The sequence below is a fragment of the Bacillus sp. RC252 genome (assembly GCF_044909215.1).
GTDB lineage: Bacteria > Bacillota > Bacilli > Bacillales > Bacillaceae_G > Bacillus_A > Bacillus_A mycoides.
Genome location: NZ_JBIYDV010000002.1, coordinates 175,624 through 193,843 on the forward strand (window position 1 = coordinate 175,624; position 18,220 = coordinate 193,843).

15 protein-coding genes are annotated in these 18,220 nt (G+C 34.3%); 3 read left to right on the forward strand and 12 right to left on the reverse strand.

The window, feature by feature from the left end; all coding sequences use genetic code 11:
- The 3 genes from ABH960_RS03890 to ABH960_RS03900 are packed head-to-tail and all read right to left on the reverse strand — an operon-like array spanning position 1 to position 2,653.
- Positions 1-663: a CoA transferase subunit B gene (locus ABH960_RS03890; protein ID WP_002127246.1), complete on the reverse strand. Its 663-nt coding sequence runs from the start codon at positions 661-663 to the stop codon at positions 1-3.
- Positions 648-1,346 (reverse strand): acetate CoA-transferase subunit alpha, encoded by a 699-nt coding sequence (atoD, locus tag ABH960_RS03895; RefSeq protein ID WP_002085805.1) that lies wholly within the window; start codon positions 1,344-1,346, stop codon positions 648-650. The genes ABH960_RS03890 and atoD overlap by 16 nt, the downstream gene beginning before the upstream one ends.
- Positions 1,343-2,653, reverse strand: a complete 1,311-nt coding sequence (locus tag ABH960_RS03900; protein WP_002136137.1) for an aspartate aminotransferase family protein — start codon at positions 2,651-2,653, stop codon at positions 1,343-1,345. The genes atoD and ABH960_RS03900 overlap by 4 nt, the downstream gene beginning before the upstream one ends.
- A gap of 801 nt (positions 2,654-3,454) precedes the next feature.
- On the opposite strand from ABH960_RS03900, the gene ABH960_RS03905 reads away from it, so the two are divergent.
- Positions 3,455-4,204, forward strand: coding sequence for a DUF4397 domain-containing protein (locus ABH960_RS03905; protein ID WP_002012659.1), 750 nt, complete (start codon positions 3,455-3,457; stop codon positions 4,202-4,204).
- Between the two features lie 33 nt (positions 4,205-4,237).
- Here the strand turns inward: ABH960_RS03905 and ABH960_RS03910 are convergent, their stop codons facing one another.
- On the reverse strand, positions 4,238-5,356 hold the full coding sequence (locus ABH960_RS03910; RefSeq protein WP_002085809.1) for a BA2291 family sporulation histidine kinase: 1,119 nt from the start codon (positions 5,354-5,356) through the stop codon (positions 4,238-4,240).
- Between the two features lie 252 nt (positions 5,357-5,608).
- On the opposite strand from ABH960_RS03910, the gene ABH960_RS03915 reads away from it, so the two are divergent.
- Positions 5,609-6,001 carry a YueI family protein gene (locus tag ABH960_RS03915; RefSeq protein WP_002085811.1) on the forward strand — a complete coding sequence of 131 codons (393 nt, stop codon included), beginning with the start codon at positions 5,609-5,611 and terminating at the stop codon, positions 5,999-6,001.
- 120 nt (positions 6,002-6,121) lie between these two features.
- Here the strand turns inward: ABH960_RS03915 and ABH960_RS03920 are convergent, their stop codons facing one another.
- Both ABH960_RS03920 and ABH960_RS03925 read right to left on the reverse strand, forming a co-directional pair.
- Positions 6,122-7,546, reverse strand: coding sequence for an aldehyde dehydrogenase family protein (locus tag ABH960_RS03920; protein ID WP_404442933.1), 1,425 nt, complete (start codon positions 7,544-7,546; stop codon positions 6,122-6,124).
- A 143-nt stretch (positions 7,547-7,689) separates the two neighbouring features.
- Complete coding sequence (locus tag ABH960_RS03925; protein ID WP_002127238.1) at positions 7,690-9,045, reverse strand: hemolysin family protein; 1,356 nt, start codon at positions 9,043-9,045, stop codon at positions 7,690-7,692.
- 362 nt (positions 9,046-9,407) lie between these two features.
- On the opposite strand from ABH960_RS03925, the gene racA reads away from it, so the two are divergent.
- Positions 9,408-9,950, forward strand: a complete 543-nt coding sequence (gene racA, locus ABH960_RS03930) for a chromosome-anchoring protein RacA (RefSeq protein ID WP_002012665.1) — start codon at positions 9,408-9,410, stop codon at positions 9,948-9,950.
- A gap of 101 nt (positions 9,951-10,051) precedes the next feature.
- On the opposite strand, the gene ABH960_RS03935 is transcribed toward racA, so the two are convergent.
- From ABH960_RS03935 to ABH960_RS03960, 6 genes are all read right to left on the reverse strand, one after another.
- Positions 10,052-10,648: a hypothetical protein gene (locus ABH960_RS03935; protein ID WP_404442937.1), complete on the reverse strand. Its 597-nt coding sequence runs from the start codon at positions 10,646-10,648 to the stop codon at positions 10,052-10,054.
- Between the two features lie 317 nt (positions 10,649-10,965).
- Positions 10,966-12,816 carry a hypothetical protein gene (locus ABH960_RS03940; RefSeq protein ID WP_002136129.1) on the reverse strand — a complete coding sequence of 617 codons (1,851 nt, stop codon included), beginning with the start codon at positions 12,814-12,816 and terminating at the stop codon, positions 10,966-10,968.
- Complete coding sequence (locus ABH960_RS03945) at positions 12,806-14,623, reverse strand: AAA family ATPase (RefSeq protein ID WP_002012669.1); 1,818 nt, start codon at positions 14,621-14,623, stop codon at positions 12,806-12,808. Before ABH960_RS03945 ends, ABH960_RS03940 begins: the two co-directional genes overlap by 11 nt.
- A gap of 107 nt (positions 14,624-14,730) precedes the next feature.
- Positions 14,731-14,991, reverse strand: coding sequence for a LemA domain protein (locus ABH960_RS03950; protein WP_404442940.1), 261 nt, complete (start codon positions 14,989-14,991; stop codon positions 14,731-14,733).
- Positions 14,992-15,067: 76 nt separating this feature from the next.
- Entirely contained in the window at positions 15,068-16,495 is a 1,428-nt protein-coding gene (locus ABH960_RS03955) for a basic amino acid/polyamine antiporter (protein ID WP_404442943.1), read from the reverse strand.
- 213 nt (positions 16,496-16,708) lie between these two features.
- Positions 16,709-18,220, reverse strand: a complete 1,512-nt coding sequence (locus tag ABH960_RS03960) for an ABC transporter permease/substrate-binding protein (RefSeq protein WP_002127232.1) — start codon at positions 18,218-18,220, stop codon at positions 16,709-16,711.

Here is an 18,220-nt window from a genome sequence, read left to right on the forward strand (position 1 = left end):
TCATTCAATTACTAGTAAATTTGAGCTTATATGAAAATCAGCTGTCGTATGTCGTTTTACATCTTCTACAGTATATGGACTCATTAATTCTTGTAAGACAAGTCCTCTTTGGGTCACTTCCATGACAGCCATGTCTGTAATAATTAAATCTACACATTTTTTCGAAGTTAATGGCAATGTACATTCCGAAACAATCTTTGCATTTCCGTATTTATCAACATGATTCATCACAACAACGACCCGCTTCGCTTTTTGCGCTAAATCCATCGCTCCTCCAATACCTGGAACGCGTTTTCCTGGTACAATCCAGTTCGCTAAATCACCATTTTCACTTACTTGTAACGAACCAAGTATCGTAACATCAAGTAATCCTTTTCGAATCATGCCAAACGCCATGCAGCTATCAAAATAACTTGCTCCTGTAATAAGAGATGTTGGTAAACCAGCTGCGTTACATAAATTCTCATCTTCATTCCCTTTACTTGGCGTTGGTCCCATACCAACAATACCGTTTTCTGCATGAAACATAACATTCATATCTTCTGGCAAATGATTCGGTACAAGCGATGGAATTCCAATACCTAAATTTACAAGCATACCATTCTGAATTTCTTTCGCTGCACGTCTTGCAATCTTATCTCTTACTTCTACGCCCATACCCATTTCCAATTCACTCCTTCCGATGGCACGATATAATTTACAAATACACCTGGGACGACAATTTCTTCTGGATCTAAACTTCCAAGTGGAACAATTTCTTCTGCTTCTACAATCGTTATGTCACCAGCCATAGCTACGTGAGGATTCATATTACGAGCGCTTTTATCAAATACAAGATTTCCAAATGGATCCGCCTTTTTCGCATATACAATTGCGACTTCAGCCGTTAAAGCTGTTTCAACTAAATATGTCTTTCCATTCATTTCAACTGTGCGCTTTCCTTCTTCTACAATCGTATCAACACCAACGTCAACTAAAATACCACCAAGCCCTACACCACCAGCGCGAATACGCTCTGCGAGTGTTCCTTGCGGAGAGAATTCAATTTGCAATCTTCCTTCATTTAATTGTCTTCCCGCATTTGGATTTGACCCAATATGAGAAGTAACTAAAGATTTAACCCTTTCATTCGTAACAAGACGACCGATTCCTACATCAGGAAATCCAGTATCATTTCCTATTAAATTTAAATTTGTAATGCCTTTATCTAAAACAGCTTGAATTAAAGATGGAGGGGATCCGATTCCTCCAAATCCCCCAAACATTAATGTCATATCATCATGGAACAAAGAAATTACTTCCTCTATTTCTTTTAATTTACCGAATGTATTTGTAATAGTTGTCATGCGATACTATGCCCTCCTTTTTGCATCATCTCTTCCACGCTCTTTACAAAAATTGAAAGTAATTCATCTAACTCGGAATATGTAGTTGTCATTGGTGGTGCAACAAGCAGTGCACTATCCTCTTTTCCTGCTTGCCCTGAAACAGCTTGGTATAAGAGCAGTCCATTTTTAGCAGCAACTGAAATAAGCTCCGATGCTTTTGTAAACGGTTGCAATTCTATTCCAATTAGCAATCCTTTTCCACGCACATCGGCAATGATTGTCGATTGTTGCTGAACTTTCTGCAAACCTTTTAATAAATACTCTCCCTTTTCTGCTGTTTTTTCAGGTAAATTATGTTTCTCCATATATTCAATAACAGCTAAAGCCGTTGCTGCAGACAATGGATTTGCACTAAGCGTATGCCCGCTCATTACAGAACGTGATCCATGTAAAATCGGCTCCATAACACGGTCACTTACTATTGTCGCTGCCATTGGTGTATAACCCGCTCCTAGCCCCTTACCAAGCGTCATAATATCCGGTTCTACACCCCAGTGCTCCATAGCAAACCATGCACCAGTACGACCAAGTCCAGTCATTACTTCATCCGCAATAAATAATATATCGTAATGACTACAAATATCTTTAATTACTTTATAGTATTCTTTTGGCGGGACAACCGCGCCTCCAGCAGCTCCGATAATCGGTTCAGCAATAAAAGCTGCAATATGTTCTGCACCAATTCGATCAATCGCTCTTTCTAGTTCAGTCGCACAAGAAAGTTGACATGTTGGATATACCTTTTGTACAGGACATCTAAAACAGTATGGAGCTGGAATAGTCGGATAATCTTCCAAAATAGAAACGAAACGTTGTCTGCGCAGTGGATGCCCAGACATAGATAAAGCTCCCATTGTAATCCCGTGATAGCTCATCCACCGTGACAAAATTTTATGTTTCCCTTGAATGCCACGCTCCTGAAAATGCTGAATTGCGATTTTCATAGCTGTTTCATTTGCTTCCGTACCACTATTCACAAAAAAGCTCCAGTTCAAATCTCCTACACATAAATCGCTTAACTTCTTCGCTAATTTTTCAGCTGGTTCACTCGTAAACTGTGATCTATAAACGAAAGCGATCTCCTCTGCCTGTTTTTTAATAACTTCTGCTATCTCTGCTACGCCATGTCCAATACCTGCCGTAATCGCTCCAGACGAACCATCAAAATATTTATTTCCGTTTTGATCATACAAATACACACCTTTTCCATGTGAAATCATCGGATACGGCTGACCAACAAGTGGTTTAATTAAGTAATCGCGCATAGCGCTCCCCCATTTCTTCAATTTGTATATGTATATGAAGAAAATTGACGTTTCTTTCATAAAAAAGAATCCTCTGCAAAAGCAGTGAATTTATCAAAAAACTATTATAAAATATACAAATGACTGCTAAATATTATTTTAAAAACAGAAAATTCAGAACTTAAAATGAAGACCAACCTTACCTGTACGCTTAAATACCCCTTCCTGATTTAAGATAACTGCAAATTGAATATTTTTTTAATATAATATCAACTTCCCTCAATTGCTGACATTGTGTAAACTTCGACGGAACTCCCGTTATTCTCCTTCCTATTATCCTACTTTATATTGCATATTTTCAAACAAAATTCGACATTTTACTCCACCTCATTTATCGTAACTATTTCTTAACAAATAGTACCACCTGTTTAGAACAATAAAAAAAGAACCGATTAACCACATTAATCAGTTCGGCACGACGCTCTTTTATCGGTATTACCTTATCCAACGCATCACTAAAATTAATAGAAATACTCATAATACAAATCCATAATTCGTCCCACAGCCTATAGTACCAAATCCTCCATAACTTCATTCCAAATAACTATGGGGATATCCCCATCCCAATGGTTCCACTCCTTCCATCAAAGTCAAACTACCTTTCCTTTATAATTTATGTAGGACAATTATCGATTTGTATGTGTGTTTGCCTATAAATAAAAAAATCCCCATTTTAACTTTTCTTTCTAGAAAGGCAAGTTTTTTGCATAACCTCTTTCTAGCTTCGCATATATTTGTAATGATGATAAAGGAGGAATGTTCATGACTCAATCCGAAATTGAAAAATACGGCCAAGAAGCTGCACGTTACGAACAGCTCGCTCGTTACTATCAATATAGCAATCCTAAAAGATATGTAGAACTCTATATGAAATACTATGATGCAATTACAAAACTTGTACAAGCATATGAAAAGAGAGATTCACAAGAAGCGACTTTACCGTCACATATGAGAATCTTCCACACAGCTCCCCATACACCAGCAGTTGATATTATAATAAACGGACAAAAGGTTATTAAAAATATTTCTTTTAAACAATTCAGTCCGTATTTATCATTAGTGCAAGGTAAATACCGTATTGATATTGTCCCTGTCGGAAACGAAACTCCAATATTTTCAGCATTAGTACCAATAATGGGGAATCACACTTATACCCTTGCAGCGGTCAATAGCGATAATCATCTCCAATTACAACCCATTCTTGATAATACTCATTTACCATCTGGTCAAGCAAAAATACGGTTTGCACATTTTTCACCAGACACTCCAGTTGTAAATGTAAATTTAAAAGATGGGGATCATTTATTTGAAAATGTACTCTTTAAGCAAATAACAGATTTTTTACAAGTTAGCCCTGGTACAGCAGATATTGAAGTTTCACTTGCTGATACAAAAAAAGTACTATTAACCATTCCAAAATTCAACGTTGAACCAAATACAATTTACACAATTTCAATAGTTGGTTATTCAACTGAGGATCCAAAATTAGAGACCGTTATACTTACAAATTAAAACAGTCTACACCATTCGTATGGTGTAGACTGTTTACTTTTGAAACGTAATTTGAAATTCTGTCCAATCGTTATCCGAACGACACAATATGGATCCGTTATGTTTTTCTACAATTTGTTTACATACAAATAGTCCAATACCAGTTCCTAGCTTTTTAGTAGTTACAAATGGCTCAAAAATGGTCTCTACATTGTCTGCTGGAATCATAGGTCCATTATTTTTTATAACAATGCGAACAGCCTGATCCTCTTCAAATACATCAATGATAATTTTCCGCTCTTCTTTCACCGATTCAAGAGCATCAATCGAATTCATTAAAATATTTAAAACTACTTGCTTCACTTCACTCCGGTAACCAACGAGTGGAATAGGATACGGCAAATTCTTTTCAATCAAAACATTTGCATTAACTAAACTTGGATATAAGAATTGTATAATATCTTGAAATAAGTCATTTACCAAAAAACGTTCAGATTCATTCCACATTTCTTTTTTCGATACAAGTAAAAATTGCGAAATCCTAAAATTTAATTGATCTAATTCATGTGAAATAATATCTAAATACGATAGATTAGGGTGATCTGTCTTCAATAACTTTACAAATCCCATAATCGAAGTTAGCGGATTACGAAATTCATGCACAAAACTAGCCGACATTTGCCCTAGAATCGTAAGCCTTTCTTTATGTGTTTCATTTATATATTGCTGTTTTTCTTCTAAATTTCTCGATATAATTTCTGAGTATTTTAAAACGGTATAATAAATTAATTTGTCAAAACAAGTATGTATTTTGGCCATAATCGGTTTCAGTTCACGAGCACTTACATCCAATTCGCACATCGCTTCAAAAAGTTCATTTCTTCCCACATTTGCATTGTAAACAAAATCTCCAATATTCGCATCTGCCCCTGCACGCTCAATGGCAATTTTCTCACATAATGGCTGAAGATAATTAATGTCTTTATCTTCCATAATAAGTTCGATAATTAACTCTAATAAATTCGCTCCATTTTGAACTACCTCTTGTTTAAATGGATCTTTTTCGGAAATTATCATTTTGTTTTTCCAGTTCTCTACGAATTGGTGCCTGTTGTTTTTCAAGTGCGAACAAAATACTTCTTTAATATCCTTATCGATTGGAAAAACCTCCATTCCTCCATTTCCATACGACGAATACCCTTTATATTTTGAATATTAACACAAAAAATACATTTCGTTAATAGATTTTTGTCACATTTTGTTAATTTCTGTTGATAAAATTTATTTTTCCTTTCTTATTTAAATAAGTTGTATTCCTATATCCCTTTCCCTTCTCATTTTTTAAATTATTTTCCTGTTCAAAACTACTTTTTTTGCATCCTTTTTAATTCTTGCGTACAATAAGAAGTGAAAGGTGTGAAAAATATGGTAAATAAAAATGTGGAAGACTATCTCCAAGAAGGCATATATGGCCAAAAGCAAAACAAACCAGAAGAACGTAATATGTACTTAACTACATTACGTGAGCGTGTAGAAATCGCTTTAACAATCGGTCAAGTAATGCAAAGTAATGTGTATACAGAAGTAACGGGTAACATACGTTCTTCTCAATCATTACAACTATTCCTAAATGGAAGCATTGCTTACCCACATTTATCAAAATACATTAAATTAGCAACTGAAAAAAATATTCCTTTTACAATTGTTCAAAATAAAGGTACTGAAACACCAATCGGTTTAGTACTCTCTCATAGCACTGCTGTAGATAAAGAACATATTTATGTCGAAGATGATATTTTCAAACAAGAAATGAAGTAAAAGGTACACTTGATTAAATGAAATCGTTCCGAGAAACGTAAAACAAACAATAAAAAACGAGTATGGAATCGTAAACATTTCCTGCTCGTTTTTTATTGCGGTGTTTAAGCTCGATCTACTTTATTTTTTAATACACACTAATTTCATTTCTGTCATTTCTTCTATTGCATATTTAATTCCTTCACGGCCTGTGCCACTCTCTTTCACACCGCCATAAGGCATATGATCTACTCTGAACGTTGGAATATCATTAATCATGACACCACCGACTTCTAATTCATCAATTGCACGCATTGCCTTACATAGATTGTTTGTAAATACACCTGCTTGTAATCCATAACGTGAATTATTTACTTGTTCTAAAGCCTCATCAAATTCTTTAAATGTATTTACAGTCATAAGTGGACCAAATACTTCTTGGCACTGAACAGATGCATAATCTGGAACATTTGTTAATACAGTTGGTTCAAAAATCCTTGCATCACGTTTGTTACCACCGTATACAACATTAGCTCCTTCCTTAACTGCCTCTTCCACCCATGAATTTATACGTTCTACATCTTTTTTTGAAATAAGTGCTGATACATCTGTTTCTTCATGAAGCGGGTCTCCTACTACAACGTTTTCCATTGCTTTCGTTAATTTTGTAATAAACTCTTCCATTTTGCGTTCATGCACAAAAACACGTTGTACTGAAATACAAACTTGTCCATTATTCACAAACGCGCCCCATTTTACACGTTCAATTATTTCGTCTGTCAATTCAACATCTTCATCAATAATTACTGCAGCGTTCGATCCTAATTCTAACGTCACTCGTTTCAACCCGGCTTTTTCCTTAATTCCAATACCTACTTTCGGACTTCCTGTAAAAGTAATACTAGCAACGTTCTCATCTTTTACTAATGCCTCACCTACAACAGATCCAGGTCCAGAAATTATATTGAAAGCTCCCTTTGGTAAACCAGCTTCTTCAAATAATTCTACCAATGCATACGAAGAAAGTGGCGTTTGGTCGGCAGGCTTTAGCACAATAGTATTTCCAGCCGCAATTGCTGGGCCTACCTTATGTGCTACTAAATTAAGTGGAAAATTAAACGGTGTAATAGCACCAATAACCCCGATTGGTTGTCGAATTGTATACGCTATACGGCCACCTGCTCCTGGTGCAGCATCTAATGGTAACGTCTCACCATATATTCGCTTCGCTTCTTCAGCTGCAAACTTATATGTTTGAACAGTGCGATCTACTTCTCCCCGTGCAGCACGAATTGGTTTTGCAGCTTCTTTTGCGATAATCTCTGCAAACTCTTCTCTTCTCTCATCCATTTTTTGTGCAACCTTTTCTAAAATAGTTGCACGGTCGTATGCGGATAATTTTTTCATTTCTTTCATTGCATTTTTGGCCGAAACTATTGCTTCCTTAACGTCATCTTCTGTACCTTGCGCAATCTCCGCTAATGTTTCTTCAGAATATGGTGCATACAATGGTTTATACGTCTCTACTGATTTCCATACCCCATTTATATATAAATGTTTTTTCATAGCAGTTCTCCTTCCGAATATATGTATACAATAATACATTTCATTTATTTCACCTAGTGAAAGGTCTGACTTGTGTAATTGTATCATAGCCCTAATACATCAAAAAACATTTTGCTCAAAAAAACTCTGCTACAAAGCAGAGTTTACGAACTAATTTGTTCTTGGAGCGAAATCTTTTTTTCATCTCCCACAATAACAATCGATTCTGAAGGTTTCGTTACTTCTAATCTCTTAATATAGTGTCCATCTAATTTTTTTACGCAAAATTTATAATTTTCAATCTCAATGGTATCACCCTCGGAAATCTCAATATTTTTTGTTAGGATCCAACCGCCAATCGTATCGACATCATCGTCGTCAATAGTCAAACCTAATAATGCGTTCACTTCACTAACAAGTACTTTTCCCTCTAAAATCGTTTTCGTCTCACTAACTTGTTGGATTTCCGGTTGTTCATCAGTATCGAACTCATCTTGAATATCCCCTACAATTTCTTCTAAAATATCTTCAACGGTTACAAGACCTGATGTACCACCATATTCATCAATTAATATAGCGATATGTGTTCTTTCTCTTTGCATTTTTAAAAATAGATCATGAATCGGGATAGATTCAATAACTAAAATAATTGGCCTAATATATTGCTCCACTGTCTTTTCACTAACAACTCGGTGCTTCACAAAATCTGTAAATATATCTTTAAAATTCACAAAGCCTATTACATGGTCCTTATCACCATCAACAACCGGATACCTCGTATATTTTTCATGAGACATTTTTTGTAAAGCCTCTTCAGCAGGCATTTCTTTATTTAAAATATTCATCTCTGTTCGTGGTACCATTATTTCTTTCGCAATACGATCATCAAATTCAAATATTTTATTCACATACTTATATTCAGATTGATTAATCTCACCATTTTTATAACTTTCTGAAACTAACAACCGCAATTCTTCTTCTGAATGCACTTCATCATGCCCTTTTGGTGGTTTCAACCCAAGAAACTTTGTAATTAACCGAGCTGATCCATTTAAAATCCAAATGAATGGGAATGCAATACGATAAAACAAAATGAGTGGCTTAGCAACAAAGAAACTCACTTGTTCTGCTTTTTGAATCGCAAATGTTTTTGGAGCTAACTCTCCTACTACCACATGGAAAAATGTGATAAACAAAAATACTAAAATTATAGCTAAAATGTCTGCGAGTTGAGTAGGGACGTTCCAATTTGCAAACAACACATCAAACATGTGCTTTAGCGCAGGTTTACCAGACCACCCAATCCCAAGAGCTGTAACAGTTATTCCTAATTGACAAGCTGATAAATATTCGTCTAAGTTTGTAATGATTGTTTTGACAGATATTGCACGATTATTTCCTTTTGCAATTAAATAGTCAATTCGTGAACTCCTCACTTTAACAATTGCAAATTCTGCTGCAACGAAAAATGCCGTTAAGGCAATTAAAACAATCACTATACTTATACTATATATGTCCAAATACTTTTCCTTACTTACAATGTAAGCAAGGAAGCCACCTCCTACTTAAATTTATTCAAGTGAAGTAAGCATTCTTATACTCTAATAAAATTCTACATTAGTAACCACCTTTTTATATATTATATGCATACATAAAAAAGATATTTATAATTATGATAATCTAATTAGCTTATTATCGTCAAACTATAATAAGCCCAATTTTCCGATAACTAAAATGATTTATATAAATAGTATGTGCTAAACAGCTGAACTTCGTGAAAAAACACTTTCTTTGCCGATTCCACACTTCTTTTGTCACAACTGAAGGGAACTTGCTACATAACTAGAAATCATTCAACAGGATATATATAGGAGGGATTATTTTGGAATATAAAACACCATTTATCGCAAAGAAATTAGGTGTTAGCCCAAAGGCTGTTGTCCGGATTGCACAACAATTAAATCTTACGATTAAAAAAAATAAATATGGTCATTTTATTTTCACACAAGGTGATTTAGATCTAATGTTAGAATACCATCGCTCTCAAATGGACCAGCCTCAAAACTCTCAAACTACTCAAAAACCATCTTCAAATGATGTAGAAAAATTAAAAACTCAAGTAAACACAATTGTTCAAAACACATCATCGAATGATTTTGAGCAATTAACAGCTCAATTTACCACAATTACGAGAAGACTAGATCGAATGGAAGAACAAATGCAAGATAAAGCAAATGATGTCGTTACATACCAACTTTTACAACATCGCCGCGAAATAGAGGAAATGTTAGAACGAATTCAAAAACTAGAAGCTGCCCTAAAAAAAGAAGAACCAATATACATTACTCCTGATGCAAAACCAACATATGAAAGAGAAAAGAAACCGAAGCGTCGTAAAATGATTTTTAGTATATTTGGACTATAATATTGTAGACCCTTATTCTGAGAATAAGGGTCTACTTTTTGTATGAAAACAGATGCCTGTAATAAGTAACTCTTCTTCATACTATACATATTCATATATTTTCATTTTGTTAACATAATATTTTTACTGTATTTTGCAATAAGTGCCTGCGCATGAGCATTCCCTTGAATAATATCACGGAATTCTTTCAAAGAATACAGATGTGTAGCCCCTTTTCGAGCATGAATTCGCACTGGTACACCTTGTAAAGTATCATGAAACTGGAATGGACTATCTATCGGTTCGATTGGAAAACCGAGTGTAAGTAAATACATATACATTCTTTTTGTAACTGCTGCAATATACCATTCCGCTTTCGTCTCTAACGCATGCATAAATAAAATAGCTGCCAGCCTTTTGAAATGTCCTCTCCCCCGAGACGTTTTCGCAATACTTAACTTTCCTATTTCATACACATTTTTCAAATCTTTCACTAAATCATTTTTAGAAAACGGATAGAAAAACTCAGAATTTGATTGTTCAGGTACTGTAAACTTAATACATTCTACTGTACCAATATGATGTTCATCTTCTATTAATAAAAATCGTGATGGATTTAAATTACGTTCTACAAACATTAAGTTTCTTTCTTCACAAAAATCTCCCCACAGTTGCTCGAACCAAAAATGCTCTTCCTTTGTTTGAACACGCTGGAACATATTTAACCGCCTTTCCCATCGCCGCTCTGTTTTTGATAACGCTTTCACTTACTATCATATAAGAACAAATCTTCGTATGCAACTAAAAATATTTATGTCTTATTATATTCTGCAAAATGAATTAAATTCCTACTTATTAGTCATTAATACACATGCAAAACCCTTTAATTCCCCATACTGTTACAAACATAACAAGATTCAATTACTCTAATAAAAAAATGATAATCACTATCAAGTTCGAACCGTATAATGTGTCTTTCCGTACTGCATATAATTCTTCTTAACCTAAAGAAATCCTTCATTAAAAAGGATTTCTTTTACATTTTATTACTTTTTAACCATTTCTCAAAAATTTGAATCATCCCATGCTTCCCAGCCAACTTCTCTTCTCCTTGTTTCGTTTTATATGGATATAGTTGTAAAAACACTCCACATCCAGATTCAATTTTTTTACTATGCATATGGCTACCTGGATATACACAAATCACTTCATAAATCGCTCTTCGCTTAAAAATTCGTTTACCATTCTGTTCTTCTACATACTTAATAGACCAGTATTTATACATTTGCTCCGTTGCTTTCGTATTACCGACAGGCTGAAAAATATTGTACATAGGGCTGTATTTCACTTCGATAATAATAGAAGATTTATATACATACTTCTCTTCTTCCTTTACATAACAATCTAAACGAATATCCGGCTTCTTTGTGTCCTCTCCGTTATAAAAATTACTTCCTTTGCTTAGTGCAATAAGAGGGTGTGTTTCAATTAAATCATTAAACGCGACGTGCACTTTTATATCATCTCGATGTAAAATCACTGTCGTTCCATCTTGTAATCCGTCTAAATAAAAATGTTCTTGTATTTGTTCACGAATAGGATTCTTATCTTCAAATCCGATTTGTTCTAATATAGAAATAACGATAAAAAAAGCGTAATACTCATACACTAAAAACGTTGGTTTATATACGAATAATAAAGATGGAGGTTGCTCCGTATGTTGCGGTAACAATTCTAAATGGTGGATTAATTGTTGATGCGGTATAGATAAAGTGTTCGAATTAATGGTAGCTGTTTCAGAAACTTCCCTCCAAAATGGAGAATACAATAAATTTCGAAAGTATTGCACACTTTCATATACGATATGAGCTAATATTTTATATTCTTGTATTTTCACAGAACTTTTCCGTAAATCTGCTTCTTTCAGTAAATGTAGATTTCTATATTTTTGTTTTTCCCTATCCGTCACGGATCCATTTCGTTCAATCGTTTTCATAATTGTTTTAACAGCTTGAAATTCATCTGACTTTTTCTTCTTTTCTCCTTCTAGTATTTCAATAGTTTTACGTACAAAAATTTCTGCTTCAAGTAAATAATAATAGAATTGCATCGTTTTAAATTTAAGAAATGCATTTTCAATACTATTTTTTTGCTCCTTAAATTTACGGTTGTAATATTTCGCATAAAGCTTTCTTTCTGTCATAATGGCAGTTTTTCTCGTTGCCTTCCGCGCTTTCGTTTCCCATTCATATTCGTGTACAAATTCCGCATTCGATTCTACTTTCTTAAAAATTTGTTTTATTCTTTTCATTTTTTGTGGCAACTTTCTTAACAATACCAAATAAGAAGAATCTTCAATATCACTAAGTGCTGAGAAAGTTTTCTTGTAATAACCTCTATCTAAAATTAACTCGTTTAAAATTGACTTCACATAATCTTGAATCATTTCAAATTGGTCATCAAAAAAGTTTTTAGGAACCACTTGAAACGCACCATAATAAGTTTTATCTTCTATACGCACTTCAAAATGGTATAAGCCACAGCGCCACGGATAAAAAAATTCAGTTTTTCCATGTTCATACACTAATACTCTTTGTTTTTTTTCATTTAATTCATATTGTGACTCTTTTATATTCTTTTGTCCCTCATATACTTTATTCCATATGAATGTAATGTCCATTGGATTTTGATAATGGAAATGTAATTTCAGTGGTTTTAATTCCTGTACTTTATAAATACATTGAACTAATGCTGTAGTAGACGTACAAAGCCGGTTTAAAAGGATAAAATCGCCTTTCCCCTCAGTACCAATAATTAGCTTCAATACAAACGGGAGCGTTTCTTTCGTATCGACGATTGCTGTTTCATAACGCTCCTCATTTTGCATAGCCATACAGCTCCAGCTCTCTACGCTTTTGTCTTATATAAGCTAAAGAATGTTCAAATGTAGATACACGATTTGCAAGCGGAGACTGTAAAAGTGGTATCAATGTCGCTCCCCTTTTTGCTTCTTCAGAAAGTAGAGGGCCCACTGTCATTTCTGTCCCCCTTAATTTCGTTAATACACGCTGCTTTATTTGCAAATCAAAACCTTCTTCCCTGCTAATCATATAAGACTGATTATTTTGGAACGGTATATTTTGCAAATACGTAGCGATTGCGCTTGCACATCGGAAAGAAATTCCTTTTGATATATCGTGTGATGATAATACATCATGTAACTTATCCAATAACTCTAATTCCTCTTCAGTATACACTTCGATCATCTCTTTATTCCTAAACCAATTGAGTCGAAATTCTCCCGTTGTTACTTTCAGCGGAGGTTGCTGAACAACTTTCTCATGTTCTATACTCATCTCGCAAAACGGAATTTTTTGTAATGTAATCAAATTTGTTCGATCTAATAATCGATCGGAAAGCTCTTTCGTCGTTTCATCAAAATTTACAGTGCCTACGAAAATAATATTCTCACCAATTTCCACTGAAGGTGGAATTTGATTTTCTATTTCTTGTACTTTCTCATACAAACTCAAAATACGATTTTTCTTTTCAAGTTGAAGAACGGATAGAAACGGAGTAAACCAATGCTCAATATGTGACATGTTCATTTCATCGAACACAATTATATACAATTGATTTGGATTTTCTTTAGCCTTTAACAATGTCCGAACTAACTTCGTTTCACTTTCAATAAAATTACCATTCGGATGAAGGTAACCGAGAATATCATGTGGTTCTTGATACGATGGTGAAATCGGAATCCAAATTAATTCTTCCCCATAACGTAAACCAAGTGATTCTGCATAAGCTTGCACAAAGCGTGATTTCCCAACACCTGGTATACCACCAACAATTGTTAACATATTGGTTTTAATACTAATGTGAAAATTATATATATCTGTATCATCCAAATATAACCCTTTATTACGAACCATACTTTGTACATACTGCAAAAAAGAGGATTCACGCTCATCCCATTCCCAGTCATCCTTTTGCATTTTAATATCTTCTACTTCAACTAACTTACCTTCTTCAGCAATTCGTTTATTTAGTTGGTCATACACATTTTCACTTACAAAATATAAATGATCATCTACTGCTATTTCTACATGTTTCATCCAATCGTTTATTTCAATATATTTGCATTCTTTTCTTTGCTCAAAATATGAAATTGAACTTATTGATGATTTTAACGATAAATTTCCATATAGCCTTCCTTCATGCCACAATAATTCTGGAGGCTCAAAGTCTTTTGGTAATTTAGGCATAAGAAATGATAAATAACCGTTGCTTAACTTCCGTTCCAAAGACGCTCTCTTTTTATAATTTGAGACCTTTGGTGAAGGAATCACTTTATATGAAGATGCTATTTCCCGAGGCTCTTCTGTGCATATTAATTCCAGAAATAAATTTCCACGATCATAATAAAGACGAAACATAACCAGTTGCTTTTCTAATTTATGCTTCTTTAAATCAGTAAAGATTTTTTCATTCTTTTTATTACTGCATAATCCTTCAAACAAATATTTTCCAGTCGGAAATAACTCTTGTAAAGTTAAAGGTATTGAAGAAAGACATTGTACAAAGAAATTTTCTCCATTCTTCTCTCCCTCAGCTTTTGCAAACTTCCCAATAAACCTCATATAATACATTCGCTTTATAAAACTTGGATGAAGAGCTTTATGTAATTTCAACGTAGTCACCTTCTTTTTTTCATACTATTCTTATTGTATGAACTACAATCTAAAACTAGAAATAAAAAACCTGACGTCATCCGTCAGGTTCAAAATTAAAACGTATATTAATGAGAAGGAAATGCTTTTTTTTCTTGTAAAATGGCATTATGAGCGATTTTCATTTTAGCAAGTATGTACCGTAATCGATCTTCCGCATTTTCATCTTTATTTTGCTGCAAACTCGCCAAATTCTCTACAGAACTCGCTAAATTTTCAATCACGCCTCGAAGTTCAGGATGATGATTAAAAAAAGATTCTTGTACTAATACTTTCCTTAAATCACTAGCTAAATCCATAATTCTAGACAACTGTTCTTTTTCTTCCATTTTCATCCCTCCTGAATATCTTATGTATTAAATATTCTCTAGACAAGGAAAAAAGCCCTTTAAATTAAAAGGACTTTTACATTTTTATAGTTCCTGTCAGTAACATATAAAGTGATGTAATAGCTGCAATAACAATTGCCCACATCACATATCGCTCTTTGCCTGCAAAACAACGATTCCCTTTTTCTTTTCTTGCAAACATATACACGAGAATCCCAACACCATATACGATTGAAACAAGCAATAAATTCTTTAAACCAGCTGCATAAATTAACCATACAGAGTATAGGGAAGCAATTAATGCTAACAATCCATTTTTTACTGTCGCAACTTTCAGCTCTTTCGTGATGACTAATTTCAATTGAAATAGCGCTGATAATAAGTACGGCAGTAATATAGATGTTGACGCAATAAAATACATAATTTGATATGTCGATTGTGAAAACAGAACGATTATAAATATAGTTTGGGCAACGATATTTGAAATCCACAATGCCATATGCGGCGTTTGTTTCTTATTTGTTTTCGTAAAGACTTTCGGAAACACGCCGTCTTTTCCTGCTACGTGAGAAATTTCAGAAACAAGTAAAAACCAGCCAATTAATGTACCTACAAGTGACGCAACTAATCCAATATTAATTGCCATTGCACCCCATGGCCCAACAACATGTTCTAATACATGTCCCATTGAAGGAGTCTCTAATACTGAAAGTTCTTTTCTTGTCATGGCTCCCATTGACAGAACAGAAATTAAAATATAAATAGACATTACTAAAATAAGTCCAAGTACTGTCGCTTTTCCAACGTCTCTACTATTTTTAGCTCTTCCTGATAATACAACTGCTCCTTCAACCCCAATGAACACCCAAAGGGTTACAAGCATTGTATTTTTCACTTGACCTAGTACAGAGGAAACTGAGATAGTTCCTTCGCCCCAAAAATCATGTGTAAATGTATCCCAGCGAAACGCTGTTACCATCACGACAATAAATAATAAAATCGGAACTAATTTCCCAATCGTTGCGATAACATTCATAATGGAAGCTTCACGAATTCCAAATAAAATTAGAAAATGCAATGTCCATAATAAAAGTGATGCACCTACGATTGACGCAACATTATTTCCGCCTTTAAAAATTGGGAAGAAGTAACCTAATGTACTAAACAGTAACATAATTGTTGCAACATTCCCTAAAATCCCTGCTAGCCAGTATCCCCAAGCACTGTTAAAACCAATATATTCACCGAATCCAGCTCGTGCATAACTATAAATTCCGCCCTCAAGCTCCGGTTTTTGTCTTGCTAACGTTTGATATACGAGCGCAAGTGGAATCATTCCCATTGCTGTAATACACCAACCAATTATCGTTGCACCACTATTTGCTCCTACTGCTAAATCATGCGGTAAACTAAAAACACCGCCACCAACCATCGTTCCAACTACTAATGCGATTAACGGAAAAAATCCTAACTTCTTTTCTATTTGTACCACCCCATCTGTCATTCTAGGTGTTATGTTCGTTCAACTATTAAAGTCACCTTTTTCTCTAATAGACGTTTCTCTTATATTTTTTCAGGAAAACATTACTTATTCTAAAAGAAAATGAAGAAAAATGGAATACTTTTTTGAAAAAATGTATAAGTATGCACAAAAAAACCGTTCATTTTGTAATGAACGGTCATTTCATACATATAAAATTGTATATTTATTGTAAAATTAACGAAGTAACTTCTCTTTTTGTAAAAATTGTTTTGCGACTTCTTCGCTACTTTTCCCATTCACATTTACTTCATAATTCATTTTTCTCATTTCTTCATCTGTAATCTTTCCAGATAATTCATTTAATACTTTTTCGAGTTCAGGATATTTCTGTAACGTCTCTTTTCTTAATAACGGTGCTCCTTGATAAGGCGGGAATAGTCCTTTATCATCTTTTAGCACTTTAAGCCCATATTGCTCCAATTCACTATCTGTTGAATATGCATCGATTACGTTAACATCTCCCGATTGTATTGCACTATAGCGCAGTTTCGGTTCCATCGTTTTAACATTTGAAAACTTATAGTTATATAATTTTTGCATTCCTTTATAACCATCTTCACGATCAGCAAATTCTAATGTAAATCCTACTTTAGCTTCCTGTGCAATTTTTCCTAAATCAGAAATTGTATTTATGTTATTTTGATCTGCTATTTTTTTCGGCATGGCTAGTGCGTATGTATTGTTATACTCCATTGGCTTTAACATAACCATATTATATTTCTTTTCCATTCCAATACGAGCTTGTTCATATACTTCATCACGATTTGTACTTTTCGGTTCTTCTTTCACGAAAGTAGATAAAGCTGTACCTGAAAATTCTGGGTATATATCTACTTCACCTGATTTTAACGCTTCGAATACAAATGCTGTTTTTCCAAGGCCTGGCTTTAATTCCACTTGTAAATCTGTATCCTGTTCAATAAGTTGCTTGTACATTTGAATTAATATTTCTGGTTCAGATCCAAGTTTACCAGCAATAACTATGTCTTTCTTTTCGGTATTCCAAAGAAATGGAGCAGCTATCATTACTACAACTATACATATCGTCAATATAACGCGCTTAGAAGAGCGTTTCGGGCTCTCAAGTATGCGAAGTACTATATCAAAGAATAAAGCGAGTAACGCAGCTGGTACGGCCCCTAAAATGATAAGCGCATGGTCATTTCGATCTATACCTAATAATATGAGCTTACCGAGCCCACCAGCGCCTATTAAAGCAGCTAATGTAGCCGTTCCAACAATTAATACCATCGCTGTACGAATACCAGCCATAATAATTGGCAATGCGAGCGGAAGCTCTACCTTCCATAATCTTTTCCAGCTATTCATCCCCATAGCTCTCGCCGCTTCTATAAGTGATTCATCTAATTCCCGTATTCCTGTATATGTATTTCGTAAAATAGGTAATAGTGCATACACAACTAATGCGATTATAGCTGGCAGTTTTCCAATTCCTACTAACGGAATTAATAGTCCAAGTAAAGCAAGTGAGGGCACTGTCTGCATAACAGCAGAAGTCCCTATAATAAATTCAGCCATTCGTTCTTTTCTCGTTAATATAATGCCGAGCGGCACTGCAATAATTACTGCAAAAAATAGTGAAATAAGCGATATTTGTAAATGCTCACTTAATGCACTTAGCAATTCTACTTTTCGTTCTTGGAACGTTTGAATAAAATCAGTCAC

Coding starts and splice junctions, on each gene's coding strand:
- ABH960_RS03935 (WP_404442937.1), bottom strand. CDS start 10,648: ATGTTCCAGCGTGTTCAAACAAAGGAAGAGCATTTTTGGTTCGAGCAA.
- ABH960_RS03920 (WP_404442933.1), bottom strand. CDS start 7,546: ATGAAAAAACATTTATATATAAATGGGGTATGGAAATCAGTAGAGACG.
- atoD (WP_002085805.1), bottom strand. CDS start 1,346: ATGACAACTATTACAAATACATTCGGTAAATTAAAAGAAATAGAGGAA.
- ABH960_RS03950 (WP_404442940.1), bottom strand. CDS start 14,991: ATGGAAGAAAAAGAACAGTTGTCTAGAATTATGGATTTAGCTAGTGAT.
- ABH960_RS03900 (WP_002136137.1), bottom strand. CDS start 2,653: ATGCGCGATTACTTAATTAAACCACTTGTTGGTCAGCCGTATCCGATG.
- ABH960_RS03890 (WP_002127246.1), bottom strand. CDS start 663: ATGGGTATGGGCGTAGAAGTAAGAGATAAGATTGCAAGACGTGCAGCG.
- ABH960_RS03910 (WP_002085809.1), bottom strand. CDS start 5,356: ATGGAGGTTTTTCCAATCGATAAGGATATTAAAGAAGTATTTTGTTCG.
- ABH960_RS03915 (WP_002085811.1), top strand. CDS start 5,609: ATGGTAAATAAAAATGTGGAAGACTATCTCCAAGAAGGCATATATGGC.
- ABH960_RS03955 (WP_404442943.1), bottom strand. CDS start 16,495: ATGACAGATGGGGTGGTACAAATAGAAAAGAAGTTAGGATTTTTTCCG.
- ABH960_RS03905 (WP_002012659.1), top strand. CDS start 3,455: ATGACTCAATCCGAAATTGAAAAATACGGCCAAGAAGCTGCACGTTAC.
- ABH960_RS03940 (WP_002136129.1), bottom strand. CDS start 12,816: ATGCAAAATGAGGAGCGTTATGAAACAGCAATCGTCGATACGAAAGAA.